Here is a 16,217-nt window from a genome sequence, read left to right as displayed (position 1 = left end):
AGCGAGTACGCACGGTGGTCACTCGACCCATTTGACGGCCCGCTCCCAGCGGCGTACTCCGGGAACAGGGGGGTTCGGGGGGTTCCCGACAAGGAGGCACCCACCATGCTCGGCGAACTGATCGGCGACACCCAGGGCCAGGACACCGGCCGACGCGTCCTGTCCGCCGGCGACGGACACGTGGTCGTCGAGGTCTCGTTCCAGGGCTCCGGCAGCTACTACGGCACCGCCGTCAGCGGTTTCGGCACCTACGAGGCCGAGATGCGGGCCGACGGAACGCTCTACGGTGAGGGCCAGGGCATCGACATGACGGCCGACGGCCAGTCCGTCACCTGGCACGGCAGCGGCGTCGGCCACATGACCGAGAGCGGCGGCAGCAGCTTCCGCGGCGCCCTCTTCTTCACCACCTCCTCCCCGCAGCTCGAACGCCTCAACGGCGTCGTCGGCGTCTTCGAGTTCGACACCACCGCCGACGGGAAGTCCACCGGCAAGATCTACGAGTGGAAGTAGCCGTCCACGTTCCCCGCGGAATGCGCGACACTGGAGGGTCTGCGTCAAACCACCCTGTCAGCCAGTGGAGGGCTTCCCCGCGTGAACGACGGACCGCTCATCGTCCAGAGCGACAAAACTCTTCTCCTGGAGATCGACCACCCCAAGGCCGCCGACTGCCGTCGCGCCATCGCCCCGTTCGCCGAGCTGGAGCGGGCGCCCGAGCACGTGCACACGTACCGGGTGACCCCGCTCGGGCTGTGGAACGCGCGCGCGGCCGGGCACGACGCCGAGCAGGTGGTGGACGCCCTGGTGACGTACTCGCGCTACCCGGTGCCGCACGCGCTGCTGGTGGACATCGCCGACACCATGGGCCGGTACGGCCGGCTCCAGCTGGTCAAGCACCCGACGCACGGACTGGTGCTCACCACCACCGACCGCCCGGTGCTGGAGGAGGTGCTGCGCTCCAAGAAGATCGCCCCGCTGGTCGGCACCCGGGTCGACCCGGACACCGTGGTGGTGCACCCCTCCGAGCGCGGGCAGATCAAGCAGGTGCTGCTCAAACTCGGCTGGCCCGCCGAGGACTTCGCCGGCTACGTGGACGGCGAGGCGCACCCGATCGACCTGGACGAGGACGGCTGGCAGCTGCGCCCGTACCAGGCGCAGGCCGTGGAGGGCTTCTGGCACGGCGGCTCCGGCGTCGTGGTGCTGCCCTGCGGCGCCGGCAAGACGCTGGTCGGCGCGGCCGCGATGGCGCACGCCAAGTCGACCACGCTGATCCTGGTGACCAACACCGTCTCGGCCCGCCAGTGGAAGCACGAGCTGGTCAAGCGCACCTCGCTGACCGAGGACGAGATCGGCGAGTACAGCGGGACGAAGAAGGAGATCCGCCCGGTCACCATCGCCACCTACCAGGTGATGACCACCAAGCGGAAGGGCGTCTACGCGCACCTGGAGCTGTTCGACGCCCGCAACTGGGGCCTGGTCGTCTACGACGAGGTGCACCTGCTGCCCGCCCCGGTGTTCAAGTTCACCGCCGACCTGCAGGCCCGCCGCCGGCTCGGCCTGACCGCGACGCTGGTGCGCGAGGACGGCCGCGAGGGCGACGTGTTCAGCCTGATCGGCCCCAAGCGCTTCGACGCGCCGTGGAAGGAGATCGAGGCGCAGGGCTACATCGCGCCCGCCGACTGCTGCGAGGTGCGGGTCACCCTGACCGACTCCGAGCGGCTCGCCTACGCGACCGCCGAGCCGGAGGAGCGCTACCGCTTCTGCGCCACCACGGCGACCAAGCGGCGGGTGGTGGAGGCGCTGGTCAAGAAGCACGAGAAGGACCAGACGCTGATCATCGGCCAGTACATCGACCAGCTGGACGAGCTCGGCGAGGCCCTGGACGCCCCGGTGATCAAGGGCGAGACCAGCAACGCCCAGCGCGAGAAGCTCTTCGACGCCTTCCGGAACAAGGAGATCGGCGTCCTGGTGGTCTCCAAGGTCGCGAACTTCTCGATCGACCTGCCCGAGGCCACGGTGGCCATCCAGGTCTCCGGGACCTTCGGCTCCCGCCAGGAGGAGGCCCAGCGGCTCGGCCGGGTGCTGCGTCCCAAGGCGGACGGCCACGCGGCCCACTTCTACTCGGTGGTCGCCCGGGACACCGTGGACCAGGACTTCGCCGCCCACCGGCAGCGCTTCCTGGCCGAGCAGGGCTACGCGTACCGGATCATCGACGCGGACGACGTGCTGTAACCGCGGGCCGCCGCCGCGGACCGGCTCAGCAGGACGGGCTCAGTAGCGGACGCCGTCGCGCCCGAGGAAGATCACGCGCGCGGCGGTGTCCAGGGCGATGCCGAGGTTGCGGACGGCGGTGCTCAGCGGGTTGCGGTGGCGCCCGGGGACGGCGGTGGCGCCGGCCGGGCCGGAACGGGGGGTGCGGGTCTGGGTGCTCATGTCTTCAACGGTAGGCACCCGACCGGCCGCGGGCATCACTCCAAAGGCCGTATCCGCCGGGACGGCGCTCGTCCTCCAGGTGTAGGCGGACCCCGAGACCCCGCAGGGCGAACCCCGAGACCCCGCCCGACCCGGCCCTGACCTGCGGGGCTGGAAACCCCGGGAGGACGGGTCTAAGATCGTCCGCCTGCCCCCTCCCGAACCGTGGTACCTGCTGAAGTCCCGCAGGCAGCCGGGGGAGGCGCCGACCGCACGGCAACCGGTCGGCTGTACCCCACCGTGAGCTCCATCGATCCGCTGCGCCCACCCACCGGGGCAGCCGGGAAGGTTCGCTGTGCCCGCCACCCCCACCACCGACCCCCTCCAGCGCGAACGCGACCACCTGGCCGCGTCCCGGGCCGCGCTGCGAGCGATGCGCGCGGACGTCGAGTCGCTCGACCTGCGCGACGTGACCGGCACCTGGGTGTCGGCCGTCGTCCTCCAGAACCAGATCGAGGCCAGGATCGCCGCCCTGGCCGACCTCTCCCACACCCCGCTGTTCTTCGGCCGCCTCGACTACCTGCACGCGATCAGCGAGGAGCTGAGCGAGGGCGGAGGGGGAGAGAACTTCTACATCGGCCGCCGCCACGTCCACGACGCCGACGGCGACCCGATGGTGATCGACTGGCGCGCGCCGGTCTCCCAGCCGTTCTACCGGGCCACCCGCACCGACCCGATGGACGTCGAGCGGCGCCGCCGCTTCGGCTACACCGGCGGCGAGCTCACCGCCTACGAGGACGAGCACCTCAGCGACCCCGCCGAGGAGGAGACCTCCTCCGCCCTGCTCGCCGCCGAGATCGAGAAGCCCCGCGTCGGCCCGATGCGCGACATCGTCGCCACCATCCAGCCCGAGCAGGACGAGATCGTCCGCTCCGACGTCACGGGCACCATCTGCGTCCAGGGGGCGCCGGGCACCGGGAAGACCGCCGTCGGCCTGCACCGCGTCGCGTACCTGCTGTACGCGCACCGCGAGCGCCTGGCCCGTACCGGCACCCTGGTGATCGGGCCGAACAACGCCTTCCTCTCCTACATCGAGCAGGTGCTCCCGGCGCTCGGCGAGCTGGACGTCGCCCAGGCCACCGTCCAGCAGCTGGTCGGGCACGTCGAGGTCCGGAGCGAGGACACCCCGGAGGCGGCCCGGCTGAAGGGCGACGCCCGGATGGCCGAGGTGCTGCGCCGCGCGGTGCGGGCGGGCATCACCCTGCCGACCGAGCCCTGCGTGGTCGTCCGCGGTTCCCGCCGCTGGCGCGTCCCGGTGTACGAACTCGTCGAGATCATCGAGGAGTTGAAGGGCCGCGAGATCCGCTACGGCGCCGCCCGCGACGCCCTGCCGCAGCGCATCGCGCACGCCGTGCTGCTGAAGATGGAGCAGTCCGGCGAGGCCCCGGACGACCGGGTGCAGGACGCGGTGGCCCGCAACACCGCCGTGAAGGCGGTGGCCAAGGAGTGCTGGCCGGCCGTCGACCCGGCGAAGCTGGTGCTGCGGCTGCTCTCCGACCCGGAGTTCCTGGCCGAGTGCGCCGAGGGCGTGCTGACCCCCGAGGAGCAGCGGGCGGTGCTGTGGCCCAAGCCCGGCCGCTCGGTGAAGACCGCCCGCTGGACGCCGGCCGACGCCGTCCTGGTCGACGAGGCGACGGACCTGGTGCAGCGCACGCCCTCGCTCGGCCACGTGGTGCTCGACGAGGCGCAGGACCTCTCGCCGATGCAGTACCGCGCGGTCGGCCGCCGCTGCACCACCGGCTCGGCGACCGTCCTCGGCGACCTCGCCCAGGGCACCACCCCCTGGGCGACGGCGAGTTGGCCGGACGCGCTGCACCACCTGGGCAAGCCGGAGGCGCACATCGAGGAGCTGACCAAGGGCTTCCGGGTGCCGGAGGAGGTCATCGCGTACGCCTCCCGGCTGCTCCCGGCGATCGCCCCGGGCCTGGCCCCGGCGACCTCGGTCCGCGAGGCGCCCGGCTCCCTGACGATCCGTCACGTCCCGGAGGACGGAAGGGTGGAGGCGGTGGTCGCCGCCTGCCGGGAGGCCCTGGAGCACGAGGGCTCGACCGGCCTGATCGCCGCCGACGCCCGGATCCCGCAGCTCGCCGAGGCGTTGGCCGCGGCCGGCCTGCCGCACCTGTCCCCCGGGACGGAGACCAGCGCCGAGGCCCGGCTCACCCTCGTCCCGGCCTCGCTGGCCAAGGGCCTGGAGTACGACTTCGTGGTGCTGGACGAGCCCGCCGCGGTGATCGCCGGCGAACCGGACGAGCGGACCGGCCTGCGGCGCCTGTACGTGGCGCTGACCCGCGCCGTCTCCGGGCTGACCGTGCTGCACCACGAGCCGCTGCCCGAGCAGCTGCGGTCGTGACGCGGAAGGGCCGGCCCCGCCTCGGGGCCGGCCCTTCCGTACCGCGCTCAGGCGTCGATCATCGCCCGCCACTCGGCGACCTTGGCCGGGTCCACCGGCGTCCGCCAGCCGTCGGTCCGCACCGCGCCGCCGACGTGGAAGGCGTCGAAGCCCTCTGCCCGCAGGTCCTTCAGGTGCTCGGCCCGCAGGCCGCCGCCGATCAGGATCCGCTGCCGGTAGCCGGGTTCACCGGCGCGGGCCAGCTCGGCCGACAGCACCGCGCGCCCGGCGTCCACGCCGGCGGCCGAGCCCGAGGTGAGGAAGGTGTCCAGCCCGGGCAGCGCGCCGACGGCGGCCCGCAGGGCGGCCCGGTCGGCACTGTGGTCGATCGCCCGGTGGAAGGTCCAGCGGCAGCCCGCCACCGCCTCGGCGACGGCCGCGGTGGCGGCCAGGTCGACGGCGCCGTCGGCGTCGAGGAAGCCGAGGACGAACTCCTCGGCGCCCTCGGCCCGCAGGGCGGTGGCCCGGGCGCACAGCTCGTCCAGGTCGCCGGGGGCGAAGCCGTCCCGGATCCGGAGCATGACCCGCAGCGGGATGCCGACGGCGGCCCGGATCCGGGCGAAGTCCTCGACGGACGGGGTGAGCCCGTCGGCGGCCATGTCGGTGACCAGTTCGAGCCGGTCGGCGCCGCCCGACTCGGCGGCCTGGGCGTCCTGGGGCGTCAGCGCGATGACTTCGAAAATTGGTCTAGACATATCAGTAGGTTGCCACATCCGACCGGGCCCGGCGAGACCGCACCCCCGGCCCGGCCGCTCAGGCCAACCGCCGCCCTCGCGAGCCCCTCCGGCGGCCCACCACCGCCAGCGCGACCGCCGCCGCCACCGTCAGCGCGGCCATCGGCAGCAGCTTCCAGGCGCCGCCCTGCTGCTGCCAGAGCGCGTGCAGGTTGACGCTCAGCGCCCAGGGCAGCACCGCGAGCCCGGGAACGGCCACCAGGTACCAGCCGCGCACGGCCGACAGCGCCATCAGCAGCGGCACGACGACCATCAGCGCCCGCCACGGCGAATCCAGCTGGTGCCGGCTGCTGTAGACGTCGTCCGTGAACGCCACGACCGGGACCAGCACCGCCGCGGCGGCCATCAGGGCCCGTTCGCGCCAGGCCGGCACCGGCAGGACGTCCGACGGCGCGGCCAGCAGCACCAGCGCCCAGAGCACGAACGGCCCGTCCCACTGGAAGGCTTCGAGGAACACCCAGAGCGGCTGGACGACCTCCGGAGCGGTCACCGCGACCACGAGGTCCGCCACCGCGGCCAGCGCCGCCAGCCCGGCCAGCAGCTTCGCCGCCGTCCACCGTCCGAGCAGCGCCGCCCCCGCGGAGAGCAGCGCCCCCAGCAGCAGCCCCCAGTAGGGCAGGAAGTACCGCAGCCCCCACGCCGGATCCGGCACGCCGTTCACGCCGTCCGCCAGGTGCTCCAACAGCGCCTGGGTCCCCTTCAGTCCGGCGGCCGCCCCGACCACCAGCGGGGCCGCCAGCGCCGCCAGCCGCCCGCCCCGCGACGTGGAGGTCAGCCCGGTCCGCATGCGCAGCCCGTACGCCCCCAGGTCGAGCAGCTCCCTGACCTTGGCGGCCCGGCCGGCCTCCGCCGTGGTGTCGGCGAAGACGTCGGCCAGCTCGTCCCCGCGCTCGCGGCGGTAACGGCCCGGGTAGAGCGCCAGCGCCGTCCGGACGGCAACGGTCGACCCACTCATGCTCATGCGAAGGCCCCCCTGACCCTCGGAGTGACAACGGCGACGGAGAGCCGCCGCTCGGCCTCGGCGGCCACGGCCCGCAGCCGCTCGGCCTCGGTGGCCAGCGCGCCCCGACCGGCGTCGGTGAGCGCGTAGGTGCGCCGGGCGCGGCCGTCCACCACCTCCTCGGCGGCGACCTCGATCAGGCCCTGGCCCAGCAGCCGGTCGAGCGCGCCGTAGAGCGTGCCGGTGCGCATCTTCACCCGGCCGTCGGAGATCGCGCTGATCTCCTGGATGAGCGCGTAGCCGTGCCTCGGGGCATCGGCCAGCGCGGTGAGCAGAAGCAGCGTCGGCTCCTGCATGGAGCGTTCTGTCATGTGACTACATATATCGCTGACCGGCACATCCCGTCCACCGGAACCACGCGCCACAATGACCCCCATGCCGACGCCGAACGACGACCTGCTCACCGCCTGGACCGCCCTGCTGCACCGCTGCGGCACCACCCCCGACCCGGAGCCGTACGGCCGGGAGCTGCTGCGCCGCTGGTCCGAGCCGCAGCGCCGCTACCACACCACCGACCACCTGCGCGCGGTCCTGCGGCACGTCGACGACCTCGCCGGCCACGCCGCCGACCCGGACGCCGTCCGCCTCGCGGCCTGGTTCCACGACGCCGTCTACCGCCCCGACCGCACCGAGAACGAGGAGCGCAGCGCCGCCCTGGCCGTCCGCGCGCTGACCGCCGCCGGCCTGCCCGCCGACCGCGTCACCGAGGTCGAGCGCCTCGTCCTGCTCACCGTCAGCCACGACCCGGCGCCCGGGGACCGCGACGGCGAAGTGCTCTGCGACGCGGACCTCGCCGTCCTCGGCGGCACCCCCGAGGCGTACGCGGGGTACGCGGCCGCCGTCCGCGAGGAGTACGGCTTCGTCCCCGAGCCGGACTTCCGGGCCGGCCGCGCCGCCGTCCTGCGGCAGCTCCTGGCCCTGCCCGCGCTCTACCGCACCCCCACCGCCCGCGAGCGCTTCACGGCGGCCGCCCGCACCAACCTGACGGCCGAACTCCACGAGCTGGCCGGCTAGGCCCTCTCTTGAGGGCCTAGACCAGCTCCCCCACCGGCGCCACCACCGCGCCCTGCTTGCCGCACACCCAGTGCGGCTCCGGCCCCAACTCCGGCTCCACGCTGAGCGCGTGCGGGTCACCGTCGGCCGCGCAGGCGGTGCACAGCGGCCACCGTCCGTACGCCTCCAGCAGCGCGTCCTGGACGTCCTGGGCGACCAGCCCGAGCACGTACTCGGTGCCGTCCGGCCATTGCTCCAGCCACCAGCGCCGGTGGGTGACGGCCTGCTCCACCAGGGAGACGACGGCGGCGTCCGCCACGTCCCGGGCGGTGAGGTCGGCCAGGATCAGTGCCCGCGCGTTGTGCAGGGCGGTCTCGATGTCGTCAGCAGCCATCCGTCCATCCTCCCCTCAACTCCCCCGAACGCCGAAACGCCGCGTGGGCGGCCCCCCGAAGGGAACCGCCCACGCGGACGAGGTCCTGCCGATCCGATCGAAGCGATCAGGATCAGAAGTCCATGTCACCGCCCGGCATGCCGCCGCCGGCGGCCGCGGCGGCCTTCTCCGGCTTGTCGGCGATGACGGCCTCGGTGGTGAGGAACAGCGCCGCGATGGAGGCGGCGTTCTGCAGCGCGGAGCGGGTGACCTTGGCCGGGTCGATGATGCCCGCGGCGACCAGGTCGACGTACTCGTTGGTGGCGGCGTTCAGGCCGTGACCGGCGGGGAGGTTGCGCACCTTCTCCACCACGACGCCACCCTCCAGGCCGGCGTTGGTCGCGATCTGCTTGATCGGGGCCTCCAGCGCGACCTTGACGATGTTGGCACCGGTGGCCTCGTCGCCGTCCAGCTCCAGCTTGTCGAAGGCGACACCGGCCTGCAGCAGGGCGACGCCACCACCGGCGACGATGCCCTCCTCGACGGCGGCCTTGGCGTTGCGGACGGCGTCCTCGATGCGGTGCTTGCGCTCCTTGAGCTCCACCTCGGTGGCCGCGCCGGCCTTGATGACGGCCACGCCGCCGGCCAGCTTGGCGAGGCGCTCCTGGAGCTTCTCGCGGTCGTAGTCCGAGTCGCTGTTCTCGATCTCGGCGCGGATCTGGTTCACGCGGCCCGCGACCTGCTCGCTGTCGCCGCCACCGTCGACGATGGTGGTCTCGTCCTTGGTGATGACCACCTTGCGGGCGGTGCCCAGCAGGTCGATGCCGGCGTTCTCCAGCTTGAGGCCGACCTCCTCGGAGATCACGGTGCCACCGGTGAGGATGGCGATGTCGCCGAGCATGGCCTTGCGGCGGTCGCCGAAGCCCGGGGCCTTGACGGCGACGGACTTGAAGGTGCCGCGGATCTTGTTCACGACCAGGGTCGACAGGGCCTCGCCCTCGACGTCCTCGGCGATGATGACGAGCGGCTTGCCGCTCTGCATGACCTTCTCCAGCAGCGGGAGCAGGTCCTTGACCGAGCCGATCTTGGAGTTGGCGATGAGGATGTACGGGTCCTCGAAGGTCGCCTCCATGCGCTCCAGGTCGGTGGCGAAGTAGGCGGAGATGTAGCCCTTGTCGAAGCGCATGCCCTCGGTGAGCTCGAGCTCCAGGCCGAAGGTGTTGCTCTCCTCGACGGTGATGACGCCTTCCTTGCCGACCTTGTCCATGGCCTCGGCGATCAGCTCGCCGATCTGGGTGTCGGCGGCGGAGATGGAGGCGGTGGAGGCGATCTGCTCCTTGGTCTCCACGTCCTTGGCCTGGGCCAGCAGCTGGTCGGAGACGGCGGCGACGGCCTTCTCGATGCCGCGCTTCAGGGCCATCGGGTTGGCGCCGGCGGCGACGTTGCGCAGACCCTCGCGAACCAGGGCCTGGGCGAGCACGGTGGCGGTGGTGGTGCCGTCACCCGCGACGTCGTCCGTCTTCTTGGCGACCTCCTTGACGAGCTCCGCACCGATCTTCTCGTACGGGTCCTCGAGCTCGATCTCCTTGGCGATGGAGACACCGTCGTTGGTGATCGTGGGGGCGCCCCACTTCTTCTCCAGCACGACGTTGCGACCCTTGGGGCCGAGCGTGACCTTCACTGCGTCGGCGAGCTGGTTCATGCCACGCTCAAGGCCGCGGCGAGCTTCCTCATCAAAGGCGATGATCTTGGCCATCAGAAGTGGTCCTCCGGGACACGGTCGACTGCTCGGACCAAGGGGTGCCCGCGACGGACGGCCCTGGTGCGCGGAGGTCCATTCCCTGCCGCTCCCGGGGGCCTCACCGACCCGGTCCGCTGTCACTCTCACACTGTGAGTGCTAACGCCAATGATTAGCACTCCGGGTGGTCGAGTGCAAGCCCAATGGGCAACCCGCGAGCCGTCGTCGGGGTAGCCCGGGAACGCCGACGGGCCCGTACGACACGTGTCGTACGGGCCCGTCGAGAAGCGAGTGGTCACCAGCCGTAGGGCCGCGCCGAGCTCCTGGGGTCGGAAGGGGTCAGCCCGCGGCGCGGACCATGTCCGCCTGCGGGCCCTTCTGTCCCTGAGAGATCTCGAACTCGACCCGCTGGCCCTCCTCGAGGGTGCGGTAGCCGTCCATCTGGATCGCGCTGTAGTGGACGAAGACGTCCGCACCACCGTCGACCGCGATGAAGCCGTAGCCCTTCTCCGCGTTGAACCACTTGACGGTGCCCTGAGCCATTCCGAACTCCCCTAGTGCTGTGCTGGCCCTTCACGGTCCCGCAGGTCGCGGGCCCGGGTTGGTTTGAAGGCCGGCCCGGGGAACCCCCCCTGGGCGCAGCCGTGCACGCCGCAACCCACCGCGCGGAGCGCCCAACGGCCTCCGGTGAGCGGGTGATTGCGTCGACCGCCGCTGAATGTATCCGGACCGACGCCCTCTGCAACAGGGTCAACCGCCGGTAATTCCGCCGCAGCGGCAAGGGACAGGACGGGCCGAATCGGGAAAATCTCGGCATTTAACGCCGGACATAGCGGACGAATTACCCAAATCCCCGCGGTAATTCTGACACCGGCCTGACAGGTTTCCCCGGCCGGTCTCACCGTCCGGACGCCTTCCGGCAGGACGCGCGCGCGGGGCCGAGAGGGAACCCCTGTTCCCAACCGAGCGACACTCTACTCCGACTCCACCCGGAAATATTCCAGCCGGAATGCAACGAGCCGCCCGCGCGTACGGAGAACGGAATTCCGTGCGCGCGGGCGGCCGAATGGCGGGGCGCGGCTCAGCAGCCGCCGGCCACCGCCGGAATGATCGAGATGCCGGCGCCGTCCTTGATCTCGGTCGCCAGGCCCTCGGCGAAGCGCACGTCGTCGTCGTTCACGTAGACGTTGACGAAGCGGCGCAGCTTGCCGGTGTCGTCCAGGATGCGGGCGGAGATGCCCGCGTGGTTCTTCTCCAGGTCGGCGATGACCTCGGCCAGGGTGGCGCCCTCGGCGGTCACCTCGGCGGCGCCGCCGGTGTAGGTGCGCAGGATGGTCGGGATGCGGACGGTGGCGCTCATGGCTCTCCTTGCGGGGTGGGGGGTGGTTCAGGCGGACGCGAGGCCGGCGGCGCGGAAGGAGTCCAGCGTCGGGCGGATGACGGCGCTCATCCCGGCGTCGGCGACGGCGTCCAGGGTCTTCAGGCCGTCGCCGGTGTTGATCGCGACGGTCTCCTTGGCCGGATCCAGCTGCCCGGTCTCGACCAGCTTCTTCAGCACGCCGACCGTCACCCCGCCCGCGGTCTCGGCGAAGATGCCCTCGGTCCGCGCCAGCAGCCGGATCGCCGCCACGACCTCGGCGTCCGTGACGTCCTCCACGGCACCGCCGGTCCGGCGGGCGATGTCCAGCACGTACGGGCCGTCGGCCGGGTTGCCGATCGCCAGCGACTTGGCGATGGTGTCCGGCTTGACCGGCTTGATCACGTCCCGGCCGGCCTTGAAGGCGGCCGACACCGGCGAGCAGCCCTCGGCCTGGGCGCCGAAGACCTTGTACGGCCGGTCCTCGACCAGCCCGAGCTTGATCAGCTCCTGCAGCCCCTTGTCGATCTTCGTCAGCTGCGAGCCCGAGGCGATCGGGATGACGATCTGCTCGGGGAGCCGCCAGCCGAGCTGCTCGCAGATCTCGTACGCCAGCGTCTTGGAGCCCTCGCCGTAGTACGGCCGCAGGTTGACGTTGACGAAGCCCCAGCCCTCGCCGGCCGGGTCCCCGATGAGCTCCGAGCAGAACCGGTTCACGTCGTCGTAGTTGCCCTCGATGCCGACCAGCTCGCCGCCGTACACCCCGGCCATGACGACCTTGCCCTGCTCCAGGTCGTGCGGGATGAACACGCAGGACCGGAACCCGGCCCGGGCGGCCGCCGCGCCCACCGCACCGGCCAGGTTGCCGGTGGAGGAGCAGGACAGCGTGGTGTAGCCGAACGCCCGCGCCGCCTCGATCGCGCACGCGACCACGCGGTCCTTGAAGGAGTGCGTCGGGTTCCCGGAGTCGTCCTTGATGTGCAGCGGCGCGGTGAAGCCGAGCTCCCGGCCCAGGTTGTCCGCCTTCACCAGCGGGGTCCAGCCCGGGTTGAGGTTGGGCTTGGAGGCCACGTCGGCCGGCACCGGCAGCAGCGGCGCGTAGCGCCAGATCGAGGTCGGACCGGCCTCGATCCGCTTGCGCAGCTCCTCGGCACCCGCGCTGCCGAACTCGTAGGCGATCTCCAGCGGGCCGAAGCACTCCAGGCACGCGAAGCTGGGACCGAGCGGGAATCGGGTTCCGCACTCCCGACAGGACAGGGCGGCGGCCGGGCCGAGGTCCACGGAAACGGGTGCGGCGGTGTCGATAGCCATGATGGCGAGGCCTCTCTCCTCATCTTCCCCGCGGCGCGGTCGCGCCACAGGCCGGAATTGGCACCTGTCCCGCCGGCCTGTCGACGACAGCCGCGCGGGAAGGTTGCCGGGACGTCAACGGGCCGTTCCCTCAGTCCCTCTGGATGAGCTTGTGAAATTGTGGTGGTGCTCAACGGTGACCCCGGCGTGCGAAGGTCCGACCGCTGTACGAAGACTGTATCCGAAGGCGTCAATCCTGAACGGGACCGTCCGCCACGCGAGATGAGCCGTTCCACCCGACCCGCCGAGGAGACTTCCGTGCCCGCCGAACCGACCCCCGAGCTCCTCCCGCAGGCGGCGTCCTGGCTGCGCCGGCGCTCCTGGAGCGCGGCCGACCGGCCGGTCCGCACCCTCCTCGCGGCCAAGGAACGCACCGGGCGCACGGTCAGCGTCGTCCTCCCCGCCCTGGACGAGGAGGCCACCGTCGGCGACATCGTCCGCACCGTCCGCCGCGAGCTGATGGAACGCCTCCCGCTCGTCGACGAACTCGTCGTGGTCGACTCCGGCTCCACCGACGCCACCGCCGCCGTCGCCGCCGAGGCCGGCGCCCGGGTCGAGCACCGCGACGCCATCCTGCCCCGGCTCCCCGCCGCCCCCGGCAAGGGCGAGGTGCTCTGGCGCTCGCTGCTGGTCACCCACGGCGACATCGTCTGCTTCGTCGACGCCGACCTGCGCGAGTTCGACCCCGCCTTCGTCTCCGGGATCATCGGCCCGCTGCTCACCGACGAGTCCATCCACCTGGTCAAGGCCATGTACGACCGCCCCCTGGAGACCGAATCGGGCGCCGTCGTCCCGGCCGGCGGCGGCCGGGTCACCGAACTCGTCGCCCGCCCCCTCCTCAACCTCCACTGGCCGGAACTCGCCGGTTTCGTCCAGCCTCTCGGCGGCGAGTACGCGGCCCGCCGCTCCCTGCTCGAACGGCTGCCCTTCCCCACCGGCTACGGCGTCGAGCTCGGCCTGCTGGTCGACGCGCTGGAGCTGGTCGGACTGGACGCCCTGGCCCAGGTCGACGTCGGCGTCCGGCACCACCGCCACCAGGACGGCCAGGCCCTCGGCCGGATGGCCGCCACCATCTACCGCACCGCCCTCGAACGCCTCGACCGCACCCACCGCCTCAAGGCCTCCGCCGACCTCGTCCGCCCCGAGCTCACCCAGTTCACCCGCGACCCGGACACCCGCGCCTTCACCGGCCACACCCACCCCGTCACCGCCCTGGAACGCCCCCCCATGCACACCGTCCCCGAATACGCCACCCGCCATTGACGGGTTTGCCACCCCGGAGCCCCGGCAACATCCCAACCATGGGCGATCTCACGACCGAACGTTCGAGTGCGACCGGCACCGCCCCCGTCCTGGTGGCCTCCAACCGGGGACCGGTGTCGTTCAGCACCGCCGACGACGGCACGCTGACCCTGCGACGCGGCGGCGGCGGGCTGGTCTCCGGCCTCTCCGCGATCGACGACCCGAACGCCGTCTGGGTCTGCGCGGCCCTCAACGACGCCGACCGCAGAGCGGCCGCGGACGCTCCCGACGGCCGCCTGGACCTGGCCGGCCACGACGTCGGCGGCCAGGCCGTCCGCATGCTGGACATCGACCCCGAGACCTTCGCCCGCGCCTACAACGGCGTCGCCAACTCCACCCTCTGGTTCGTCCACCACCTTCTCTACGCGACGCCCACCGCGCCCGCCTTCGACGCCGGCTTCCGCACCGAATGGGCCGCCTACCAGGCCTACAACAGCGCCTTCGCAGACGCCCTGGCCGCCGAAGCCGCCCCGAACGCCGCCGTCCTGGTCCAGGACTACCACCTCTCCCTGACCCCGGCCCTGCTCCGCGAAGCCCGTCCCGACCTGCGGATCGGCCACTTCTCGCACACCCCGTGGGCCCCGCCCGAGTACTACCGGCTGCTCCCCGACGACGTCGCCCGTGCCGTCCTCACCGGCATCCTGGGCGCCGACCGGGCCGGCTTCCTCACCGAACGCTGGGCCCGCGCCTTCGCCGCCTGCTGCCAGGACCTCCTCGGCGCCACGATCGACCACGAGGCGCTCACCGTCACCCACGACGGCCGCACCACCCACCTGGGCGTCCACGCCCTCGGCGCCGACGCCGACTTCCTGCGCGAACGCGCCCACCGCCCCGACGTGGACGAACGCCTCACCGCCCTGCGCGCCGCCGTCGGCGACCGCCGCACCATCGTCCGGGTCGACCGCACCGAGCTGAGCAAGAACATCGTCCGCGGCCTCCAGGCCTACCGGCACCTGCTCCGTACCCGCCCCGAGTGGCACGACCGGGTGGTCCACATCGCCTTCGCCTACCCGTCCCGCACCGACCTGGCCGAGTACCGGAACTACACGGCCGCCGTCCAGGACCTGGCCGAGGCCATCAACACCGAGTTCGCCACCCCCACCTGGCAACCCCTGATCCTGCACGTCAACGACGACTTCCCGCGCTCCCTCGCCGCCTACCGGCTGGCCGACGTCGCCCTCGTGAACCCCATCCGGGACGGCATGAACCTGGTGGCCAAGGAAGTCCCCGTGGTCTCCGACCGCGGCTGCGCCCTGGTCCTCTCCCGCGAGGCCGGCGCCCACACCGAGCTCAAGGACGACGCCCTCACCGTCAACCCGTACGACGTGATCGCCACCGCCGAAGCCCTGCACACCGCCCTCACCATGCCCGAGGAGGAGCGCGCCGACCGCACCAAGCGCCTCGCGGCGGCGGCCACCGCGCTCCCCCCGCAGCAGTGGTTCCTCGACCAGCTCAACGCGCTGGCCCCCTGGTAAGGGCCTCCCCCAGCGCCGCCAACAGCTCCACCACCCCGGCCGGCCCCGCGACCACCAGGTCCGCGCGGTCGGCCAACTCCTTCACCGGCGCGTCCCCCACCGCCCCACTGCACACCAGCAGCCCGGCCACCCCCTCGCCCCGCAACTCCTCCACCGCCGCGAAGGCCGCCAGATCACCCAGGTCGTCCCCGGCGTACAACACCGACCGGGCACCCCGCTCCCGCAGGAAACCGGTCAACGCCGCCCCCTTGTCCACCCCCGGCGGCCGCAGCTCCAGCACCAGCCGCCCGGGCTCCACCACCAGCCCGTACGCACCGGCCAGCTCCGCCACCGGCGCCCGCAACGACTCCAACGCCTCCTCCGGCGCCGCCGCACGCCGGGTGTGCACCGCCACCGAGCGCCCCTTGTCCTCCAACCACACCCCGTCGGGCGCCCCCACCCGCGCCAACACCCCCGGCAACGCCTCCCGCACACCCGCCACCCCCGGGTGCACCTCCGGCGCCGTCACCACACCCCCCTCCCACCGCTCGGCGCCGTAGTGCCCCAACACCACGACCCCCGGCACCCCCGCCAACCCCCCGTACTCCACCGCCAACGCCGCCGGCCGCCCCGTCACCACCACCACGGCCCCCACCGCCGGCGCCAACACCCGCAACGCCCCCGCCACCCCCGGATGCGCCCTGGCCCGACTCGGATCCGCCACGATCGGCGCCAACGTCCCGTCGAAGTCCAACCCCACCACCGCATCCCGAGGCCCCCGCAGGATCGCCCGCAGCCCATCCCGCCCAGCCTCGGTCCCCGGCACCCACACCTCTTCAAATCCCATACCGAGGCCCATACCCAGCAGACACGCAGACCCAAAGCCCCGCGCCCCAGAAACAAACCAGCACCCACCCCCCGCCCTCACCCCACCTCCCCCCTCCCCCTCCCCCTCCCCCTCCCCTCACCCGACCAGGCGAGAGGGAGTGCTGCGGAAGGGGCGGCGCAGGGGGTGGCCCGGAGAGGGGCGTTGCGGGTGATTTTCAGACTGCCAACG

The 16,217-nt window shown here is 72.5% G+C and carries 16 protein-coding genes and 1 riboswitch; of the genes, 6 read left to right on the top strand and 10 right to left on the bottom strand.

Translation table 11 applies throughout. The annotated features are described in order from the left end of the window. Window positions 1-105: 105 nt before the first annotated feature. Window positions 106-510 (top strand): hypothetical protein, encoded by a 405-nt coding sequence (locus tag ACIRD3_RS36165; protein ID WP_402225210.1) that lies wholly within the window; start codon window positions 106-108, stop codon window positions 508-510. Window positions 511-591: 81 nt separating this feature from the next. Next, window positions 592-2,229 (top strand): DNA repair helicase XPB, encoded by a 1,638-nt coding sequence (locus tag ACIRD3_RS36160; protein ID WP_402225208.1) that lies wholly within the window; start codon window positions 592-594, stop codon window positions 2,227-2,229. A gap of 39 nt (window positions 2,230-2,268) precedes the next feature. Here ACIRD3_RS36160 and ACIRD3_RS36155 read toward each other — a convergent pair whose 3' ends face one another. Continuing rightward, on the bottom strand, window positions 2,269-2,430 hold the full coding sequence (locus ACIRD3_RS36155) for a hypothetical protein (RefSeq protein ID WP_402225206.1): 162 nt from the start codon (window positions 2,428-2,430) through the stop codon (window positions 2,269-2,271). Window positions 2,431-2,764: 334 nt separating this feature from the next. On the opposite strand from ACIRD3_RS36155, the gene ACIRD3_RS36150 reads away from it, so the two are divergent. After that, window positions 2,765-4,819 carry a HelD family protein gene (locus ACIRD3_RS36150; RefSeq protein ID WP_402225203.1) on the top strand — a complete coding sequence of 685 codons (2,055 nt, stop codon included), beginning with the start codon at window positions 2,765-2,767 and terminating at the stop codon, window positions 4,817-4,819. 47 nt (window positions 4,820-4,866) lie between these two features. On the opposite strand, the gene ACIRD3_RS36145 is transcribed toward ACIRD3_RS36150, so the two are convergent. Genes ACIRD3_RS36145 through ACIRD3_RS36135 form a run of 3 tightly spaced genes read right to left on the bottom strand, consistent with a single transcriptional unit; the run spans window position 4,867 to window position 6,903 of the window. After that, window positions 4,867-5,553: a copper homeostasis protein CutC gene (locus tag ACIRD3_RS36145; protein ID WP_402225201.1), complete on the bottom strand. Its 687-nt coding sequence runs from the start codon at window positions 5,551-5,553 to the stop codon at window positions 4,867-4,869. Between the two features lie 58 nt (window positions 5,554-5,611). After that, entirely contained in the window at window positions 5,612-6,553 is a 942-nt protein-coding gene (locus tag ACIRD3_RS36140) for a hypothetical protein (RefSeq protein ID WP_402225198.1), read from the bottom strand. Next, window positions 6,550-6,903 (bottom strand): PadR family transcriptional regulator, encoded by a 354-nt coding sequence (locus ACIRD3_RS36135; protein ID WP_402225195.1) that lies wholly within the window; start codon window positions 6,901-6,903, stop codon window positions 6,550-6,552. The genes ACIRD3_RS36140 and ACIRD3_RS36135 overlap by 4 nt, the downstream gene beginning before the upstream one ends. A gap of 64 nt (window positions 6,904-6,967) precedes the next feature. On the opposite strand from ACIRD3_RS36135, the gene ACIRD3_RS36130 reads away from it, so the two are divergent. After that, entirely contained in the window at window positions 6,968-7,606 is a 639-nt protein-coding gene (locus ACIRD3_RS36130) for a hypothetical protein (RefSeq protein ID WP_402225192.1), read from the top strand. 16 nt (window positions 7,607-7,622) lie between these two features. On the opposite strand, the gene ACIRD3_RS36125 is transcribed toward ACIRD3_RS36130, so the two are convergent. The 5 genes from ACIRD3_RS36125 to thrC all read right to left on the bottom strand — a co-directional run bounded on the left by ACIRD3_RS36125 (window position 7,623) and on the right by thrC (window position 12,365). Beyond that, window positions 7,623-7,979, bottom strand: coding sequence for a hypothetical protein (locus ACIRD3_RS36125; RefSeq protein WP_402225190.1), 357 nt, complete (start codon window positions 7,977-7,979; stop codon window positions 7,623-7,625). 112 nt (window positions 7,980-8,091) lie between these two features. After that, window positions 8,092-9,714 carry a chaperonin GroEL gene (gene groL / locus ACIRD3_RS36120; protein ID WP_045692318.1) on the bottom strand — a complete coding sequence of 541 codons (1,623 nt, stop codon included), beginning with the start codon at window positions 9,712-9,714 and terminating at the stop codon, window positions 8,092-8,094. A gap of 322 nt (window positions 9,715-10,036) precedes the next feature. Next, complete coding sequence (locus ACIRD3_RS36115) at window positions 10,037-10,240, bottom strand: cold-shock protein (RefSeq protein ID WP_030057071.1); 204 nt, start codon at window positions 10,238-10,240, stop codon at window positions 10,037-10,039. 538 nt (window positions 10,241-10,778) lie between these two features. Further along, entirely contained in the window at window positions 10,779-11,057 is a 279-nt protein-coding gene (locus tag ACIRD3_RS36110) for a MoaD/ThiS family protein (RefSeq protein ID WP_402225188.1), read from the bottom strand. Window positions 11,058-11,084: 27 nt separating this feature from the next. Further along, window positions 11,085-12,365 (bottom strand): threonine synthase, encoded by a 1,281-nt coding sequence (gene thrC, locus ACIRD3_RS36105; protein ID WP_402225185.1) that lies wholly within the window; start codon window positions 12,363-12,365, stop codon window positions 11,085-11,087. A 16-nt stretch (window positions 12,366-12,381) separates the two neighbouring features. Next, window positions 12,382-12,515, bottom strand: a riboswitch (SAM riboswitch). A 147-nt stretch (window positions 12,516-12,662) separates the two neighbouring features. Here thrC and ACIRD3_RS36100 point away from each other — a divergent pair. Both ACIRD3_RS36100 and ACIRD3_RS36095 read left to right on the top strand, forming a co-directional pair. Then, entirely contained in the window at window positions 12,663-13,667 is a 1,005-nt protein-coding gene (locus tag ACIRD3_RS36100) for a glucosyl-3-phosphoglycerate synthase (protein WP_402225183.1), read from the top strand. Between the two features lie 38 nt (window positions 13,668-13,705). Further along, window positions 13,706-15,181, top strand: coding sequence for a trehalose-6-phosphate synthase (locus ACIRD3_RS36095; protein WP_402225180.1), 1,476 nt, complete (start codon window positions 13,706-13,708; stop codon window positions 15,179-15,181). Here the strand turns inward: ACIRD3_RS36095 and otsB are convergent. Next, the gene (gene otsB, locus ACIRD3_RS36090) at window positions 15,159-16,019 is read right to left on the bottom strand and encodes a trehalose-phosphatase (protein ID WP_402225178.1); all 861 of its coding nucleotides are present in this window, start codon (window positions 16,017-16,019) and stop codon (window positions 15,159-15,161) included. The genes ACIRD3_RS36095 and otsB overlap by 23 nt on opposite strands. Between the last annotated feature and the right edge of the window lie 198 nt (window positions 16,020-16,217).

It is taken from the genome of Kitasatospora sp. NPDC093550 (assembly GCF_044764985.1).
Classification (GTDB): Bacteria; Actinomycetota; Actinomycetes; order Streptomycetales; family Streptomycetaceae; genus Kitasatospora.
This window is presented reverse-complemented; position numbering and strand designations above follow the sequence as displayed.